The sequence below is a fragment of the Mycolicibacterium litorale genome, from assembly GCF_010731695.1.
Classification (GTDB): domain Bacteria; phylum Actinomycetota; class Actinomycetes; order Mycobacteriales; family Mycobacteriaceae; genus Mycobacterium; species Mycobacterium litorale.
Genome location: NZ_AP022586.1, coordinates 4,257,649 through 4,273,897, shown reverse-complemented (window position 1 = coordinate 4,273,897; position 16,249 = coordinate 4,257,649). Strand labels below are relative to the sequence as shown.

Annotated in this window: 17 protein-coding genes; 13 read left to right on the top strand and 4 right to left on the bottom strand. The window is 70.4% G+C overall.

Annotated features, from left to right (window positions below; translation table 11 throughout):
- Positions 1 to 98: 98 nt before the first annotated feature.
- The 4 genes from G6N30_RS20330 to G6N30_RS20315 are packed head-to-tail and all read left to right on the top strand — an operon-like array spanning position 99 to position 4,019.
- The gene (locus G6N30_RS20330; protein WP_234880282.1) at positions 99 to 1,136 is read left to right on the top strand and encodes a glycosyltransferase family protein; all 1,038 of its coding nucleotides are present in this window, start codon (positions 99 to 101) and stop codon (positions 1,134 to 1,136) included.
- Entirely contained in the window at positions 1,133 to 2,224 is a 1,092-nt protein-coding gene (locus tag G6N30_RS20325; protein WP_134058524.1) for a glycosyltransferase, read from the top strand. Before G6N30_RS20330 ends, G6N30_RS20325 begins: the two co-directional genes overlap by 4 nt.
- A gap of 47 nt (positions 2,225 to 2,271) precedes the next feature.
- Entirely contained in the window at positions 2,272 to 3,207 is a 936-nt protein-coding gene (locus G6N30_RS20320) for a glycosyltransferase (protein ID WP_244964975.1), read from the top strand.
- Positions 3,204 to 4,019 (top strand): glycosyltransferase family 2 protein, encoded by an 816-nt coding sequence (locus tag G6N30_RS20315; RefSeq protein ID WP_134058518.1) that lies wholly within the window; start codon positions 3,204 to 3,206, stop codon positions 4,017 to 4,019. Before G6N30_RS20320 ends, G6N30_RS20315 begins: the two co-directional genes overlap by 4 nt.
- Before the next feature lie 4 nt (positions 4,020 to 4,023).
- On the opposite strand, the gene G6N30_RS20310 is transcribed toward G6N30_RS20315, so the two are convergent.
- Positions 4,024 to 4,701, bottom strand: a complete 678-nt coding sequence (locus tag G6N30_RS20310) for an SDR family oxidoreductase (RefSeq protein WP_134058515.1) — start codon at positions 4,699 to 4,701, stop codon at positions 4,024 to 4,026.
- A 113-nt stretch (positions 4,702 to 4,814) separates the two neighbouring features.
- Positions 4,815 to 5,249 (bottom strand): pyridoxamine 5'-phosphate oxidase family protein, encoded by a 435-nt coding sequence (locus G6N30_RS20305; protein ID WP_134058512.1) that lies wholly within the window; start codon positions 5,247 to 5,249, stop codon positions 4,815 to 4,817.
- An 82-nt stretch (positions 5,250 to 5,331) separates the two neighbouring features.
- Here G6N30_RS20305 and G6N30_RS20300 point away from each other — a divergent pair, with 82 nt between their 5' ends.
- The 5 genes from G6N30_RS20300 (at position 5,332) to G6N30_RS20280 (ending at position 10,675) form a co-directional block, all read left to right on the top strand.
- Positions 5,332 to 6,276: an AraC family transcriptional regulator gene (locus G6N30_RS20300; RefSeq protein ID WP_134058509.1), complete on the top strand. Its 945-nt coding sequence runs from the start codon at positions 5,332 to 5,334 to the stop codon at positions 6,274 to 6,276.
- Positions 6,277 to 6,316: 40 nt separating this feature from the next.
- Positions 6,317 to 7,876, top strand: coding sequence for a Na+/H+ antiporter (locus G6N30_RS20295; RefSeq protein WP_179965500.1), 1,560 nt, complete (start codon positions 6,317 to 6,319; stop codon positions 7,874 to 7,876).
- 132 nt (positions 7,877 to 8,008) lie between these two features.
- A complete protein-coding gene (locus tag G6N30_RS20290; protein WP_134058502.1) occupies positions 8,009 to 8,869 on the top strand; it encodes an ABC transporter permease in 861 nt (286 codons plus the stop codon).
- A gap of 5 nt (positions 8,870 to 8,874) precedes the next feature.
- Positions 8,875 to 9,912 carry a taurine ABC transporter substrate-binding protein gene (locus G6N30_RS20285; protein ID WP_134058499.1) on the top strand — a complete coding sequence of 346 codons (1,038 nt, stop codon included), beginning with the start codon at positions 8,875 to 8,877 and terminating at the stop codon, positions 9,910 to 9,912.
- Complete coding sequence (locus G6N30_RS20280; RefSeq protein WP_134058496.1) at positions 9,896 to 10,675, top strand: ABC transporter ATP-binding protein; 780 nt, start codon at positions 9,896 to 9,898, stop codon at positions 10,673 to 10,675. The genes G6N30_RS20285 and G6N30_RS20280 overlap by 17 nt, the downstream gene beginning before the upstream one ends.
- On the opposite strand, the gene G6N30_RS20275 is transcribed toward G6N30_RS20280, so the two are convergent.
- Positions 10,672 to 10,800, bottom strand: a complete 129-nt coding sequence (locus tag G6N30_RS20275; RefSeq protein ID WP_134058493.1) for a hypothetical protein — start codon at positions 10,798 to 10,800, stop codon at positions 10,672 to 10,674. The genes G6N30_RS20280 and G6N30_RS20275 overlap by 4 nt on opposite strands.
- 149 nt (positions 10,801 to 10,949) lie before the next feature.
- Between G6N30_RS20275 and G6N30_RS20270 the strand changes: the two genes are divergently transcribed.
- The 4 genes from G6N30_RS20270 (at position 10,950) to G6N30_RS20255 (ending at position 15,140) form a co-directional block, all read left to right on the top strand.
- Positions 10,950 to 11,609, top strand: a complete 660-nt coding sequence (locus G6N30_RS20270; protein WP_134058490.1) for a TetR/AcrR family transcriptional regulator — start codon at positions 10,950 to 10,952, stop codon at positions 11,607 to 11,609.
- Positions 11,602 to 12,375 (top strand): SDR family oxidoreductase, encoded by a 774-nt coding sequence (locus G6N30_RS20265; protein ID WP_134058487.1) that lies wholly within the window; start codon positions 11,602 to 11,604, stop codon positions 12,373 to 12,375. Before G6N30_RS20270 ends, G6N30_RS20265 begins: the two co-directional genes overlap by 8 nt.
- Positions 12,372 to 14,138, top strand: a complete 1,767-nt coding sequence (locus G6N30_RS20260; RefSeq protein ID WP_134058484.1) for an acyl-CoA dehydrogenase — start codon at positions 12,372 to 12,374, stop codon at positions 14,136 to 14,138. The genes G6N30_RS20265 and G6N30_RS20260 overlap by 4 nt, the downstream gene beginning before the upstream one ends.
- A gap of 72 nt (positions 14,139 to 14,210) precedes the next feature.
- Positions 14,211 to 15,140 (top strand): mechanosensitive ion channel family protein, encoded by a 930-nt coding sequence (locus G6N30_RS20255; protein ID WP_134058481.1) that lies wholly within the window; start codon positions 14,211 to 14,213, stop codon positions 15,138 to 15,140.
- Here G6N30_RS20255 and G6N30_RS20250 read toward each other — a convergent pair.
- Positions 15,137 to 16,243: an alcohol dehydrogenase catalytic domain-containing protein gene (locus G6N30_RS20250; RefSeq protein ID WP_134059276.1), complete on the bottom strand. Its 1,107-nt coding sequence runs from the start codon at positions 16,241 to 16,243 to the stop codon at positions 15,137 to 15,139. The genes G6N30_RS20255 and G6N30_RS20250 overlap by 4 nt on opposite strands.
- Positions 16,244 to 16,249: the final 6 nt, after the last annotated feature.

The window sequence follows — 16,249 nt, the reverse complement described above, 5'->3', positions numbered from 1 at the left end:
AGAGTAGGCGCCGAGATCGTGATACAAATTTCCGTGGCGCAATCGTCTAGCAAGCGGCGAGGGTGTGCCGCCCCTGCTTGCTCGACAGGTTTGGATGGTTGATCGCTGTTGCCTCGGTCCCTGCTGCGCACCCCTACGTGCGCGCCATCACCGACCCCGAATCCGTTCTGCTGCTGGACGACCCGCGACCGATCGGCGCGACGCTGCCCGGTCAATGGTGGCCACCGCGGCTCCTCGATCCGAGGTATCTCGCCGAGGGATGCGAGAGCTTCGACGTCATGCACGTGCACTTCGGATACGACTCGACCCCACCTGCGGTACTGCGCGACGTCGCCGGCGTGCTGAGCGCGCGCCGAGCACCGCTGGTGGTGACCGTGCACGATCTGCACAATCCGCATTTCGCCGACCCCAGCGAGCATCTGGCACGGCTCGACGTGCTGATCCCGGCGGCGGACGCGGTGGTGACGCTCACGCCGGGAGCGGCTGACGCCATTGCCGACCGGTGGGGCCGGCGGGCCACCGTGCTGCCGCACCCGCACGTGCTGCCGCTGGCCGCCGTCGGAGCGGATCGCCGCGCGGATACGCCTGCGGTGGTCGCCGTGCACGCGAAGTCGTTGCGCGCCAACATCGATCCGCTTCCGGTGCTCGACGCGCTGCTCGCCGCCGAGGAGTCCGCGTGGCGGCTGCGCCTGGACGTCGACGAGGACGTCCACCGCTCACCGCGGGCCGAGTCGCTGACCGCCGAACGGCTCGACGAGCTGGGCCGGCGCGGCGTCGACGTGCGGGTGCACCCCCGCTTCACCGACGACGAACTGCGGCAGTACCTCGGTGAGATCGACGCCCTCGTCCTGCCCTACCGGTTCGGGACGCACTCGGGATGGGTGGAGGCGTGCTACGACGCCGGCGTCGCGGCCATCGTCCCGGAATGCGGGTTCTTCCACGAGCAGCACGGCGACCCGACGTACCGCTTCACCGCAGACGCTCCGGACGGTCTGCCGCAGGCGGTTGCCGCGAGTCTGGCGCGCACGGCGCACGGCGGCGATCGCCGAAGCGAGCGCGAACGCCAACTGCACGACGTCCGGCGGGAGATGACGAACCTCTACCGCACCCTGCTCGCGGACGCGGACGCCGCGTGACCGCTGCCATCCGGGTCGCGCTGATCGCCTCGGCGCGGTATCCCGTGCGCCAACCGTTCGCCGGAGGCCTCGAGGCGTTCGTGTACCAGTTCGCCCACGCCCTCACCGCCGCAGGCCATTCCGTGACGATGTTCGCCGCGCCGGGCTCCGCGGTCGACCTGCCCTGGGACGTGGTTCCGGTGCACACGCTGGAGATGAGTGAAGCGTCCCGGCAGGACCCTTCGGTGCCCGACTGGGTGGTCCACGAGACGCACGCCTACCTGTCGGTGATGCTCAATCTCGCTGACCGGCTGAGGGATTCGTTCGACATCGTGCACAACCACAGCCTCCACTACCTGCCGCTGGCCATGGCCCGCACGCTCACGGTACCGATGCTGACCACACTGCACACCCCGCCGCTGAAGTGGCTGGAGCAGGCCGTCGCGCTACCCGGCGGCGTGGCCAGCGCGTTCACCGCGGTGAGCGCGTTCACCGCACGGCAGTGGGAACCGGTCAACGGGCCGGTGCCCGTCATCGCCAACGGCATCGACCTCGACGAGTGGCGACCGGGGCCGGGTGGCGACTACGCGGTCTGGAGCGGGCGCCTGGTCCCGGAGAAGGGCCTACCCGACGCGATCGCCGCGGCCCGGATGGCGGGTTTCCGGCTGCGGATCGCAGGCCCGATGGGCGACCCGGCATATTTCGAACAGGCGGTGCGTCCGCACCTCGGCGACGGGGTGACCTACGAGGGTCACCTGCGCCGCGACGAGCTCAACGAACTGGTGGGAGGTGCGGCCGTCGCGCTCGTCACGCCGCGCTGGGAGGAGCCCTACGGTCTCGTCACGGCCGAGGCGCTGGCCAGCGGCACACCGGTTGCGGCCTTCGCCCGCGGCGGCATTCCCGAGACGATCGACGCCGCCAGCGGGCGGCTCGCGCCACCGGGTGACATCGAGGCGCTCAGCCGGGCGTTGCGCGTCGCGGCGCACCTGCCCCGTGGTCCGGTCCGGGCACGCGCGGAGTCACACTGCTCGCAGAGCGTGATGGTCGCGCGCTACCTCGAGCACTTCGCCGACCTGATCGGCGTCGAGCCCGAACGGGTCTCGGCGTGATCGGTTACTACGTGCACCATCACGGACGCGGTCACACGGCGCGGGCGATGGCCATCATCGGACACCTCACCGAAGAGGTGGTGTTCTTCTCCTCGGCGCCGCGTCCGCGTGAACTGGACTCCGACGTCGGCTGGGTGCAGCTCCCCCTCGACGTCCCCGGCGGGGAGGGCCAGGTCGCCGACCCGACGGCCAACGGCCGGCTGCACTGGGCTCCGCTGCGCGTCGACGGGCTTGCCGATCGGTCGGCAGTGCTGGTCAACGCCATCGCGACGTTGCGGCCGCGCCGCATGGTGGTCGACGTCTCGGTCGAGGTGGCGCTGCTGTGCCGGCTGGCCGGCGTCCCGGTCACGGTGATGGCGATGCCGGGTGAGCGCGGGGACGCGGTGCACGGGCTGGGATACGACATCGCCGACGAGATCGTCGCTCCGTGGTCGAGCGAGGTGTACCGGCCGGACTGGCTGGCCCGCCATGACGGCAAAACGCATTACGTCGGGGTGATCAGCCGCTTCGAGGGTGCGCCGTTGGCCACTCCGTCGCCCTCGCGGCCCACAACCGGACTGCTGCTCGCGGGCGCGGGTGGGTCGACGGCGCCTGCTGACGCGCTCGACCAGCTCAGGCGCGGGGCGCCCGACTTCCGCTGGGTGGCCGCAGGCGGGGACGCGGGATGGGTGGAGGAGTTGTGGCCGCTGCTCAGCGGCGCCGGCGTCGTGGTGACCCACGCCGGGCAGAGCGCGATCGCCGACGTGGCGGCGGCATCTGTTGCGGCCGTGGTCATTCCGCAGCACCGTCCGTTCGGCGAGCAGCATTCGACAGCGGCCGCGCTGGCCGACGCGGGCGTCGTGGCCACCGCGCCGGTGTGGCCCCGGCCCGACGAGTGGGCGCCGCTGATCACCACGGCGCGGGCCCGTAGCACCGGCGACCAGTGGCGGCGATTGCAGGGGGCCGGTGCCGCAGCGCGCGCCGCCGCGGTGATCGCCGCGTGACGACCGCGCTGGTGACGGTTGCACACGGCCGCCACGACCACCTGCGGCGGCAGAGCGCCGGACTCGAGCGTTCGCGGGTACGGCCGGACCTGCGCGTCGTGGTGGCGATCGACGATCCCGGCATGGCCGGCGTGGTGGACGGAAGCGCTGAGGTGATCGATTGTGCGACAACAACTTCCGGCCTGCCCCTGGCGCGGGCCAGGAACCTCGGCGCGGAGCACGCGCTGCGGCGCGGCGCGGACGTGGTGATCTTCCTCGACGTCGACTGCATCCCGGGGGAGACGCTCGTCGGCCGGTATGCCGAGGCCTGCGCCACCTACAGATCCGCCGCGCTGTTCAGCGGGCCGGTCACCTACCTACCGCCGCCGCTGGATGCCGGCTATCCGATCGACGCCCTCGCCACGATGACCCGGCCGCATCCGGGCCGCCCCGCGCCCCCGCCCGGTGAGCTCGTCGCCGCCGACGATCACGATCTGTTCTGGTCGCTGTCCTTCGCGGTGAGCGCCTCGACATGGCGCCTGCTCGGTGGGTTCTGCGAGACGTATGCGGGCTACGGCGGCGAGGACACCGACTTCGGTGCGGTCGCCCGGACGCGCGGCGTGCCGCTCGTCTGGGTGGGCGGTGCCGACGCCTATCACCAGCACCATCCGGTCTCGGATCCGCCGGTCGAGCACCTGGACGAAATCGTGGCCAACGCCCGGATCTTCCACCGTCGATGGAACCGCTGGCCGATGCCGGGTTGGCTCGACGCGTTCGAGCGCAGCGGACTCATCTCGCGGCGCGGGGACGACATCGTCGTGACCCCCGCCTGAGACGTCAGGCGGTCTGGAGGTACTCGGCCCGGCCGGCGTAGACGATGCTCGGCGGGTTGGGGGCCGACGTCGCGCCGACGATCGCTTCGGCGAAGGCGTCGACGCCGCGCAGCGGGTCGCCGTCGATCATGTCGCCGGACACCACGGTGAGGTGGACACCGGCGTGGGCGAGCGTGGAACGCATTCTGTAGAGCGCGGTTTCGCCGGCGCGCTGGCTCGCCGCGATCCCGGCACAGCCTTTCGGGACCGCCTTGTTGGGGAAGAAGTGCGCCTGGTGGGTGGTGACGAACACGATGCGCCCGCCGACGGGCATCAGCGGGACGGCCAGCTGGACCAGACGGCGCTGCGCCTCGCGGTTGCGGCGCACCGCGTCGTGCGGGTCGGCGCCCGGTGCGAGGCCGCCCGAAGCATGCAGGACCAGGGCATCCAACCGGCCGAAGCGCGCGGAGACGGAATCCATCATCGCGGCCGCGCCGGCTTCGTCGGAGATGTCGGCGGCCATGGTCGAGGCCTGTCCGCCGGCGTTGCGGATGGCCTCGGCGACGGCGTTCGCCGGTGTGACGTCGTCGCGGTAGTGGACGACGACGTGGGTGTCCGGGTTGGCGAGGTGGCGCGCGACGTCCGCGCCGACACCTTTCGAGGCGCCCGTCACCAAGACGATTCGTGCAGGTCCATGGTGCATGTCGGTTCCTTCCGTCGAGGGCGATCCCACCGAGCGATGCACGCCACCGTACACCCGAATTAAGGAAGTTAAGGGAAAGATAAGGTAACGGTAAGGCAATGGGGTGTCGGTTGTCAGGCCTCGTACAGGTACCGGTGCACGGTCTGCGGATGAATGACGAGCCGGACCTGTTCTTCGGCCAGGATCTCGGCCAGGTCATTGGCGCGGACCGGGTCGTCGAGGTCCCAGTACCGGGCGGCGAGGCGACGGGCCAGGTCGTGCGCGCCGTCCGGTTCGACGGTGGTCGGTCCGGCGACCGACACCCACCGTTCGCGTTCACCCACCGGCGAGGCGACGACGAGTGAGGCGCGCGGGTCGCGGCGCAGCCGCCGGATCTTCACCGAGTCCGGGGGTGTGAACAGCTGCACGGCACCAGCGTCGGTGACCTCGAACCACACCGGCCGCGGCTGCGGCGGGAGCGGCCCGGCGGCGACCGTGAGGAAGCCGTGCAGGGGGCGGCGGAGCAGGTCGAGGTCCTGGGCGGTCAGCGGGCTCGCATCAGTGATCATGATTCATGAGTCAACCGCCACTTTCCGGACTGTTCCATGGGTGAGCGACCGGAAAACCTGTCCGATCGTCTAATCTCGGCGCGTGGACGTCTTCGGTGACCTGTTCCGTGGGATCCGCGCCCACGGGTCCCTGTTCGGCAGCACCACGCTGACCGCGCCCTGGGCACTGCACTTCGTCGACGGTGCGCCGCTGACCCTGTGCACCGTGCTCGACGGATCCGGGTGGATCGTGCCGGACGATGGTCCGCCCGAGCCGCTCGGCGCCTACGAGACGGTTGTCGTGCGCGGGCCCGGGACGTTCCTGTTCGTCGACACACCGGACACGACGGCACCGCCGGTCGCGTGCGGCGAATTCTGCTCCGCCCCCGAGCAGGGCGGTACGACGCACCGGCTCGGCTGGGCCGACCACCGCGCCGGCGACACCCGTGCCGCCACCCTGATCGTCGGCGCCTACCCGGTGCACGGCGAGATCAGCCGCCGACTGCTCGACGCCCTACCCGTGGTGCTGCGCGTCGAGGCGGGCGGTACCGGCGACGCCGTGCTCGACCACCTCGCCGCCGAGGTCGCCCGCGACATCCCCGGCCAGCAGGTGGTGCTCGACCGGCTGCTCGACTGGATGCTGGTCTGCACGCTGCGCGAATGGTTCGACCGGCCCGGCGGCGAGGCTCCGGCGTGGTGGGCCGCCCAGCGCGATCCCGTGGTCGGCGAGGCGCTGCGCCTGCTGCACGCCGACCCGGCCGCGCCCTGGACGGTGGCGTCGCTGGCCGAACGCACCGGGGTCTCCCGGGCGACGCTGGCCAAGCGCTTCGCCGACCTGCTCGGCGAACCGCCGCTGACCTACCTCACCCGATGGCGGATGACGCTGGCGGCGGATCTGCTGGTCGAACAGAAGTCGGCGACCGTCGCGGCCGTCGCCCGCACCGTCGGCTACGCCGACCCGTTCGGCTTCAGCGCGGCGTTCAAGCGGGTGCGCGGGCTGAACCCGACCGAGTTCCGCCGCGCGGCGGCGGGTGTGGCGGCGCGATAGCGGGTATGAGAACACTCCGCACTCGGAAGGACCCTTCGCTTTGGCTGCTTTCTCCCTGCTCCTGGCGTTGCTGGCGGCCACCGTCGTCCTGGCCCCGGCGGCCCAGCGGCTGTCCATCCCGTATCCGGCCGTGATGCTGGCGTTCGGGCTGGCGCTGGCGTTCATCCCCGGCATCCCGGTGCTGTCCCCGAACCCCGAACTGATCCTTCCGCTGGTCCTGCCTCCACTGTTGTTCGCCGCCGCCCGCCGCACCTCGTGGCGGGAGTTCCTCGACAACCGCCGCCCCATCGCGCTGCTGGCGGTCGCGCTGGTCGGCGTCACCGCCGTCGCGGTCGGCGCGACGCTGCACGCGCTGGTGCCCACGGTCCCGCTGATCGCCGCGATCGCCCTCGGCGCTGCGGTCGCGCCGCCGGATGCGGTCGCCGCCACCGCGGTGGCCCAGAAGCTGGGCATCCCGCGCCGGCTGCGCACCATCCTCGAAGGGGAGGGCCTGTCGAACGACGCGACCTCGCTGGTGCTCTACGAGGTCGCGGTCGCGGGCACGATGACCGGCGCGTTCTCCGCCTGGGGCGCCGGTGAGGCGCTCGGGCTCGCCGTCATCCTCGGGGTGGCCGTCGGCCTGGTCATCGCCTACGCCACCCGCTGGCTCATCAACAAGCTGCCGGCCCACCCGGCGGGCAGCGGGCTCGTCCTCGTCGTCCCGTTCGCGGCGTACGCGGCCGCGGACGCGGTCCACGGCAGCGGGGTGCTCGCCGTGGTGACCGTCGCGCTGGCGATGAGCCGCTACGGCGACACCGAATCCTCACAGACCCGGCTGGCCACCGGGACGACGTGGGAGATCATCGAACTGCTGCTCACCGGATCGGCTTTCGCGTTCGTCGGGCTGCAGATCCGTGCGGTCGCGGACAGCATCGACGCCCCGTTGCAGGAACTGATCATCCAGGGCCTGGTGCTGACGCTGGTGGTGATCGTCGTGCGCTTCCTGTGGATCTTCCCGGTCGCCACCATCGACGAACATCTGCACCGGCGCAAAGAGCATGTGGCCGAACCGATCGGCTGGCGGGAGATGACCGTCTCCTCGTGGGCGGGCATGCGCGGTGTGGTCACGCTGGCCGCCGTGCTGGCGCTCCCGCCGAACTTCCCCGAACGCGAGCGCCTGGTGTTCTTCGCGTTCGTGGTCATCGTCGTCACGCTGCTGCTGCAGGGCCTCACGCTGCCGACGGTCGTCCGGCGGCTCGGGGTACGGGCCTCGCCCGGCGAAGAGGACGAGGCCGTCCAGGACCTCATCCGGCGTGCTCGCGATGCCGGCATGAAACGCCTCGACGAACTGCGCGATCACGAGGACGTCGATCCCGAGGTTCTCGACCACGCCTGCGAGAACGCCGACCGGATGTGGCACTCCGTCGGATTCGCCCCGCCCGACGCGGATTCCGCCGACGCCCACACCGACCACGCGATGACGGTCAACGCCCTCAAGGACGAGATGCTCGCCGCGGCACGCGAAGCCGTGGTCGAGGCCCGTTCCGAATCGGGCACCGATCCGACGATCGTCGACCGCGTGCTGCGCCGGCTGGACGCCAGGGGCAGCCACCCCGAATAGATTCACGCCGATCGCAATTCTTCCGCCCGCCTCCGGACCCCGGTAGCAATATCCCGGTGAACCGCGCGCCGTCCGACGACTGCTGTTGTCGCTGAAGCCTTCCCACCCCTTCAGCCACAGAAAGTCGCCACCGTGTCGGTCTTCGTCGATATCGCACCGGACGAGTCGCAGCTCGACTCACCCGCCGCGTCCCCGCGCGCGCGGTGGGGTGGGCGGTTCAGCCGTGCCGCGCTGCCCCTGCTCTCGGTGGCGGTGTTCTTCGGGCTTTGGCAGCTCGCCGCGGCCAGCGGGATCTGGAACCAGACCTTCGTGCCGTACCCGGCCACGGTGTGGCGGGCGTTCATCGACGTGTCCACCACCCACGACGGGGTGCGCGGATACGGCGGCTACCTGCTGGTCGAGCACCTCTACATGACGCTGCGCCGGGTGCTGGCCGGCGTCGTCATCGGGGTGGTCCTCGGGGTGCTGCTCGGGCTGATGATGGGTTCGGTGGGCTGGGTGCGCAGCGTGCTGGAGCCGTGGCTGACGTTCCTGCGCGCGCTGCCGCCGCTGGCCTATTTCTTCCTGCTCGTCATCTGGCTGGGCATCGACGAGGCGCCCAAGGTCACACTGCTCGCGCTGGCTGCGCTGCCGCCCGCGGCGGTCGCGACGACGGCGGCCGTGCTGGCCACACCCGTCGCGCTGACCGAGGCGGCCCGCGCACTGGGCGCCTCCCGCGCCGAGGTGATCCGCGACGTCGTGGTGCCGTCGGCGCTGCCGGAGACGTTCACCGGCATCCGGCTCGCGGTGGGGATGGCGTACTCGTCGGTGGTCGCCGCCGAACTGTTCAACGGCATCCCCGGCGTCGGCGGGCTGGTCAAAGACGCCAGCAACTACAACAACACCCCGGTCGTGCTGGTCGGCATCTTCGCCATCGGCATCTCCGGCCTGATCATCGACGGTCTCCTGCGCACGCTCGAGCGGCGCGCCGTCCCCTGGAGAGGAAAGGTCTAGAACAGATGAGGTTCAAGGCGGCGATGGCGGTCCTGGCGGCGGCGACCATGGCCTTGGCCGGGTGCTCGGTGGACCGGTCGGGTCAGTCCGCGGATGACAGTGGGAAGCCGACGATTCGCATTGCCTATCAGAGCTTTCCGAGCGGCGACCTGATCGTGAAGAACAACCGCTGGCTCGAGGACGCGCTGCCGGACTACAACATCAAGTGGACCAAGTTCGACTCGGGCGCCGACGTCAACACCGCGTTCGTCGCCAAGGAGGTCGATTTCGGCGCGCTGGGCTCCAGCCCCGTAGCGCGCGGGCTGTCGGCGCCGCTGAACATCCCGTACAAGGTCGCGTTCGTCCTCGACGTCGCCGGCGACAACGAGGCGCTGGTGGCGCGTAACGGCAGCGGGGTCAACACCATCGCCGATCTGCGCGGTAAGCGCGTCGGCACCCCGTTCGCCTCGACCGCGCACTACAGCCTGCTGGCTGCGCTGAGCCAGAATGGATTGTCGCCCAGCGACGTTGCGCTCGTCGACCTGCAGCCGCAGGCGATCCTGGCCGCGTTCGAGCGCGGTGACATCGACGCCGGCTACTCGTGGCTGCCGACGCTGGACCAGTTGCGCGCCAACGGCAAAGACCTGATCACCAGCCGCCAGCTCGCCCGCGACGGCAAGCCCACCCTCGACCTCGGCGTGGTGTCCGACGAATTCGCCACCTCCCACCCCGAGGTGGTCGACACCTGGCGCCAGCAGGAGGCGCGGGCATTGACCGTCATCAAGGACGATCCGGACGCCGCGGCCAAGGCCATCGCCGCCGAGATCGGGCTGAGTCCCGAGGAGGTCGCCGGCCAGCTCAAGCAGGGCGTGTACCTGACGCCGGCCGAAGTGGCCTCGCCGGAATGGCTGGGCTCCGACGGCGCACCGGGCAACATCGCGGCCAACCTGCAGAGCGCCTCGCAGTTCCTGGCCGAGCAGAAGCAGATCCCGTCGGCCGCACCGCTGGCCACGTTCCAGGCCGCGATCTACACCAAGGGTCTACCCGGTGCCATCACGCAGTGACGGGGCGATCCACCTGCGTGCGGTCACGCACCGGTACGGCCGCGCCGGCCGTGAGGTCACTGCGGTCGGACCGGTCGACCTGACCGTCGAACCCGGATCCTTCCTGGTGCTCGTCGGCGCGTCGGGCTGCGGGAAGAGCACACTGCTGCGGTTGCTCGCCGGCTTCGAGACGCCCACCGAGGGGACGGTGGCCGTCGCGGGCGCCCCACCCACGCCGGGGCTCACCGCGGGCGTGGTGTTCCAGCAGCCGAGGCTGTTCCCGTGGCGCACCGTCGGCGGCAACGTCGACCTCGCGCTGAAATACGCCCGGGTGCCCCGGGAACAACGGTCCGCGCGGCGCGAGGAACTGCTGGCGCGGGTCGGGCTCGAGGGCACCGCCGACCGGCGCGTGTGGGAGATCAGCGGCGGGCAGCAGCAGCGGGTCGCGATCGCGCGGGCGCTGGCGGCCGAGACCCCGCTGTTCCTGCTCGACGAACCGTTCGCCGCGCTCGACGCGCTCAGCCGCGAACGGTTGCAGGAGGACGTGCGGCAGGTCAGCGCCGAATCCGGCCGCACCACAGTGTTCGTCACCCACAGCGCGGACGAGGCGGCGTTCCTCGGTTCCCGCATCGTGGTGCTCACCCGTCGACCGGGTCAGGTGGCGCTCGACCTGCCCGTCGACCTGCCCCGCACGGGCGTGGACCCCGACGAGCTACGGCGCTCGCCGGAGTACGTCGAACTGCGCGCCGAAGTCGGGCGCGCCGTCAAAGCAGCCGCGGCTTAGACCGGCGGGTACGCCGGCGGCGGGTAACCCCCGCCCGGGCCGGACACTCCGCGCAGGCCCCAGGCGAAATAGCTGAAGAAGAACTCGATCTCGTCGCTCGCGTCGTAATCGGGATTCGGGTCCATCGAATTACCTCCGGGTGTGACGCGGCCTTTGATGGCAGTCTAGACCGACGGCGCCGGACGTGGACAGGGCTCGGCGGCATTGCCATAGACTGACCAACCAGCCAGTTGATAGATGCCTGCTCCGGCGGGCCCGTCGATAGTGAGTTGCCATGTCCCCCGAAGCCCCGCCGAACGGGTCGACTCGGCGCGACGAACTGCTGCGAGTCGCCACCAAGCTGTTCGCAGCGCGTGGCTACCACGGCACCCGTATGGACGACGTCGCCGACGCCGTTGGCCTGAACAAGGCCACCGTGTACCACTACTACGCCAGCAAGTCGCTGATCCTCTACGACATCTACAAGGGCGCCGCCGACTTCACCGTCGACGCCCTGCACGACGACCCGACGGCCTCGGCGCGCGAGACGATCTACCACTTCACCCGCCGGTTGCTCGTCGGGATCGCCAGCGACATCGAACGGGCCGCGGTGTACTTCCAGGAGGGCCCCTACATCAGCGAGTGGTTCACAGAGGAGCAGGTGGAGTACATCCGCGAGAAGGAGACCCAGGTCTACGAGCACGTCCGCGACGTGATCGACCGGGGCATCGCCAGCGGCGAGTTCCACGAGTGCGACTCCCACGTGCTGGCGCTGGGCTACATCGGGATGACGCTCGGCGCATACCGTTGGCTGCGTCCCCAGGGGCGGCGCACCGCCCAGGAGATCGCCGAGGAGTTCAGCACCGCGCTGCTGCGCGGGCTGATCCGTGACGAGACCGTGCGCACCGAATCGCCGCTCGGCGTCGACGTGCGGGCCGGTGCCGCCCATGACTGAGCTGTTCCGGCTCGACGGCAAGGTCGCGGTGGTGACCGGCGGCGGACGCGGAATCGGCGTGATGATCGCCCGCGGCCTGCTGCAGGCCGGCGCCTCGGTGTACCTGTCCAGCCGCAAGGAGGCCGAACTGACCGCCGCGGTCGCCGAACTGTCGCCGCTCGGCCGCGTCGAGGCGGTGCCCGCCGACCTCGGTACCGCCGACGGCGTGCAGACGCTGACCGACGCGCTCGCCGCCCGCGAGGACGCGCTGCACGCGCTGTTCAACAACGCGGGCGCGAACTGGGGTGCGCCGTTCGACGAATTTCCGGAATCGGGATTCGACCGGGTCTTCGACGTCAATGTCAAAGGGGTGTTCCTACTGACCCGCGCGCTCGTGCCGATGCTGCGCGCCGGTGCCGCCGACGACGACCCGGCCCGGGTGGTCAACACCGGCAGCGTCGACGGGTTCCACACGCCCGAACGCGGCCGCGACAACTTCTCCTACGCGGCGAGCAAGGCCGCGGTGCACATGCTGACCAAACACCTGGCGACCGAACTCGCGCCGCACATCCTGGTCAACGCGATCGCCCCCGGCCTGTTCCCGTCGCGGATGACCAAGGTGCTGCTGTCGGCGGGTGAAGAGGCCGTCGGCGCGGCGCTGCCGCTCGGCCGCGTCGGCAGACCCGACGACATGGCCGGCATCGCGGTGTTCCTCGCCAGCCGTGCCAGCGCCTACGTCACCGGCGCGGTGATCCCCGTCGACGGCGGTGTGAGCACGATCCGATGAAATCGACGCTGCTGTCGCGCCGCGACCTGGACTTCCTGCTCTTCGAGTGGTTACGGGTCGACGACCTGACGCAGCGGCCGCGTTTCGCCGAGCACTCCCACGACACCTTCACCGGCGTGCTCGACCTGTGCGAACAGCTCGCGGAGCGGTACTTCGCCCCGCACAACAAGAAGAGCGACGCCCACGAACCGACATTCGACGGCCAGACGGTCACGCTGATCCCCGAGGTCAAAGAGGCATGGGATGCGTTCGCCGCTGCCGACCTGCTGGGCATGGAGTTGGACGCCGCACTCGGCGGCGCCCAACTGCCGGCGTCGGTCGCCCAGGCCGCGTTCGCCTGGATCGCGGCGGCCAACCTGGCGACGTCGGGCTACGTGATGCTCACGATCGCCAACGCGAACCTGCTGGCCGAGTTCGGCACCGACGAGCAGATCGACAGATTCCTGCGGCCGATGCTCTCCGGCCGCTTCTCCGGGACGATGGCGCTCTCGGAGACCCAGGCCGGATCATCGCTGGCCGACATCACCACCCGCGCGGAACCCCGGGACGACGGCACCTACCGGCTGTTCGGGTCGAAGATGTGGATCTCGGGCGCCGAACACGAGATCACCGAGAACATCGTCAACCTCGTGCTGGCCAAGATCCCCGGCGGACCGCCCGGCACCAAGGGCATCTCACTGTTCATCGTGCCCAAGTACCTGGTCGGCGCCGACGGGTCGGTGGGTGAGCGCAACGACGTGGTGCTGGCCGGGCTGAACCACAAGATGGGTCAGCGCGGCATCACCAACACCGTGCTCAACTTCGGCGAGGGCGTGTTCACCCCGGGCGGCGAACCCGGTGCTGTCGGCTATCTGGTCGGCGAACCGCACCGCGGCATCACCTACATGTTCCGGATGATGAACGAGGCCCGGCTCGGCGTCGGCATGGGGGCGGTCGCCCTCGGCTACACCGGCTACCTGAAGTCGCTGCAGTACGCCAGGGAACGCCCGCAGGGCAGGCCGGTGACGGCGAAGGATCCGGCCACCCCGCAGGTGCCGATCATCGAGCACGCCGACGTCAAGCGGATGCTGCTGGCGCAGAAGTCCTACGTCGAGGGTGCGCTGGCGCTCGCGCTGTACTGCGCGCGGCTGGTCGACCTCGGCGACAACCAGGACCTGCTCGACATCCTCACGCCCGTCGCCAAGAGCTGGCCGTCGCAGTGGTGTCTGGAAGCCAACAACCTGGCGATCCAGGTGCACGGCGGCTACGGCTACACCCGCGAATACGACGTCGAACAGCATTACCGCGACAACCGGCTCAACCCGATCCACGAGGGCACCCACGGCATCCAGTCCCTCGACCTGCTCGGCCGCAAGGTCATCCAGCGCGAGGGCGCGAGCCTGCAGGCCGTGGGCTCGGCGATCGGCGCGACGGTCGCCGCCGCCGGTGACATCGGCGGAGAGGCCGCCTCGCTGGCCGCCGAGCTCGACGCCCGGTGGCAGCGCCTGGTCACCGTCACGACCGCGATGTTCAGCTCCGGGGACATCGAGGCGGCGATGGCCAACAGCGTGGTCTACCTCGAGGCGTTCGGCCACATCGTGATCGCGTGGATGTGGCTCGAGCAGTTCCTCGCCGCAGCCGGCCGCACCGGCGACTTCTATGACGGCAAACGGCAGGCGGCGCGGTTCTTCTACCGGTACGAACTGCCCAGGGTGGGACCGCAACTGGACCTGCTCGAGCGCCTGGACCGCACCACGTTGGAGATGCGCGACGCCTGGTTCTGACCCTCGTGTGAATCAGGTAACACCGACGGGCCCGTTTGACCACCCGCGGGGAGCGGGAACGCGTTGGGCCATATGGACACTTCAACGCTCACACACGTGAACGCGGCCGGCGCCTGGGACACCTTCTGGCAGGGTGGCGTCGGTCAGTGGCTGGCCACGAAGGGCCTGCACATCGTGCTGGTCCTGGTCTTCGCGGTGGTCACCACCCGGCTCATCCGCTGGGTCGCGGGCCGGATCAGCCGACGCCTCAACCAGGCCGACAGCGGTGACGCGATGGTTCGTTCGGAGACGGTCAAGCACCGCCAGGCGGTCGCATCGGTGATCTCGTCGGTCGCTATCGCCGTGCTGTACGTGGTGGTCGGCGTGGACATCGCCAATCAGCTCGGCCTGCCGGTCGGCTCGCTGGTGGCGCCTGCCGCGGTGCTCGGTGCCGCGATCGGTTTCGGCGCCCAGCGCATCGTCCAGGATCTGCTCAGCGGGTTCTTCATCATCACCGAGAAGCAGTACGGTTTCGGCGATCTGGTCGACCTGACCGTCAACGGTGGCGGAAACGCCCGGGGCACGGTCGAAGACGTCACGCTGCGGGTCACCAAACTGCGCACCGGTGACGGCGAGATGTTCACCGTCCCCAATGGTCAAATCGTGAAATCGCTGAACCTGTCGAAGGATTGGGCCCGCGCGGTGGTCGACATCCCGGTGCCCAAGTCCGAGGACATCAACCACGTCAACGAGGTGCTGCGCGAGGTCTCGGCCGCCGCGATGCGTGACGGCGATCTGCCCGATCTGCTGCTCGACGAGCCGTCGCTGATGGGTGTGGAGAGCATCGAGGTCGACAGCGTCAACCTGCGGATGGTCGCGCGCACACTGCCGGGCAAGCAGTTCGAGGTGGGCCGCCGGATGCGAGCACTGGTCGTGGCGGCGTTCCGCCGCAACGGCATCGCGACGCCCGGCGGACAGCCGCCCGTCCTGGCCGGTGTCGGCGCCGACGGCGAAGGCCGCTAGTCGAACTCGATCACCTGGCGGACCGCCTTGCCCTCGGCGAGGCGGTCCATGCCACTGTTGATGTCGTCGAGCGAGATCGTCGACGAGACAAGGGTTTCCACCGGAAGTCGCCCGTTCCGCCACAGTTCCACGAAGCGTGGGATGTCTCGCGCAGGCACCGCCGAACCCAGGTAGCTGCCGATCAGGGATCGGCCCTCGGCGACGAATCTCAACGGCGACAGCGTAACTCGTGCGTCCGGTCGGGGGAGGCCGACGGTGATCGTGCGGCCGCCGGGGGCGGTGTGCGCGACCGCGGTCTCCAGCGCGGCGGGGTGCCCGACCGCTTCGATCACCACGTCGGCCTTGACGTTGCGTTCGGCGGCCTCCTCGGGGGTGTAGGCGGCGTTGATGCCCATCGAGCGGGCGCGGTCGAGTTTGTCCTCCAGCTGGTCGATTCCGACGACGTCCACGCCGTCGTAGGCCATGGCGGTGATCATCGCCGCCATCCCGACGCCGCCGAGCCCCACGACCATCACGGTCTGACCGGGTCGCGGTTTACCGACGTTGAGCACCGCGCCGCCGCCGGTGAGCACCGCGCAGCCCAGCAGGGAGGCGACCACCGGCGGCACCTCGGCGTCGACGGGCACCACCGAATGCCGGTCCACCACCGCGTGGGTGGCGAATCCGGAGACGCCGAGGTGGTGGTGCACGGGTTGACCGTCGCGGTGCAGCCGGATGTCGCCGTGCATGAGGGTGCCCGCGCTGTTGGCGGCGGTGCCGGGTTCGCAGGGGGTCAGGCCGTCGGTGGCGCACGCCGCGCAGTGGCCGCATCGGGGCAGGAACGTCATGACGACGCGCTGCCCGATCGCGAGGTCCGAACCGCCGGGACCAACCTCTTCGACGACACCGGCGGCTTCGTGGCCGAGCAGCATGGGAACCGGCCGCACCCGGTTGCCGTCGACGACCGACAGGTCCGAGTGGCACAGTCCCGCGGCCTCGATGCGGATGAGCAGTTCGTCGGGGCCGGGCGGGTCGAGCTGCAACTCGGAGACCGACAGCGGTGCGGACTCGGTGAAGGGTCGCGGCCGGCCGATCTCCTCGAGGACGGCGCCGCGGATCGTCATCGTCAT

Bases quoted from the DNA above. Each gene is read 5' to 3' on its own strand.
- G6N30_RS20320 (WP_244964975.1), top strand. From the start codon at position 2,272: ATGGCCATCATCGGACACCTCACCGAAGAGGTGGTGTTCTTCTCCTCG.
- G6N30_RS20310 (WP_134058515.1), bottom strand. From the start codon at position 4,701: ATGCACCATGGACCTGCACGAATCGTCTTGGTGACGGGCGCCTCGAAA.
- G6N30_RS20305 (WP_134058512.1), bottom strand. From the start codon at position 5,249: ATGATCACTGATGCGAGCCCGCTGACCGCCCAGGACCTCGACCTGCTC.
- G6N30_RS20285 (WP_134058499.1), top strand. From the start codon at position 8,875: ATGAGGTTCAAGGCGGCGATGGCGGTCCTGGCGGCGGCGACCATGGCC.
- G6N30_RS20275 (WP_134058493.1), bottom strand. From the start codon at position 10,800: ATGGACCCGAATCCCGATTACGACGCGAGCGACGAGATCGAGTTCTTC.
- G6N30_RS20270 (WP_134058490.1), top strand. From the start codon at position 10,950: ATGTCCCCCGAAGCCCCGCCGAACGGGTCGACTCGGCGCGACGAACTG.
- G6N30_RS20265 (WP_134058487.1), top strand. From the start codon at position 11,602: ATGACTGAGCTGTTCCGGCTCGACGGCAAGGTCGCGGTGGTGACCGGC.
- G6N30_RS20260 (WP_134058484.1), top strand. From the start codon at position 12,372: ATGAAATCGACGCTGCTGTCGCGCCGCGACCTGGACTTCCTGCTCTTC.
- G6N30_RS20255 (WP_134058481.1), top strand. From the start codon at position 14,211: ATGGACACTTCAACGCTCACACACGTGAACGCGGCCGGCGCCTGGGAC.
- G6N30_RS20250 (WP_134059276.1), bottom strand. From the start codon at position 16,243: ATGACGATCCGCGGCGCCGTCCTCGAGGAGATCGGCCGGCCGCGACCC.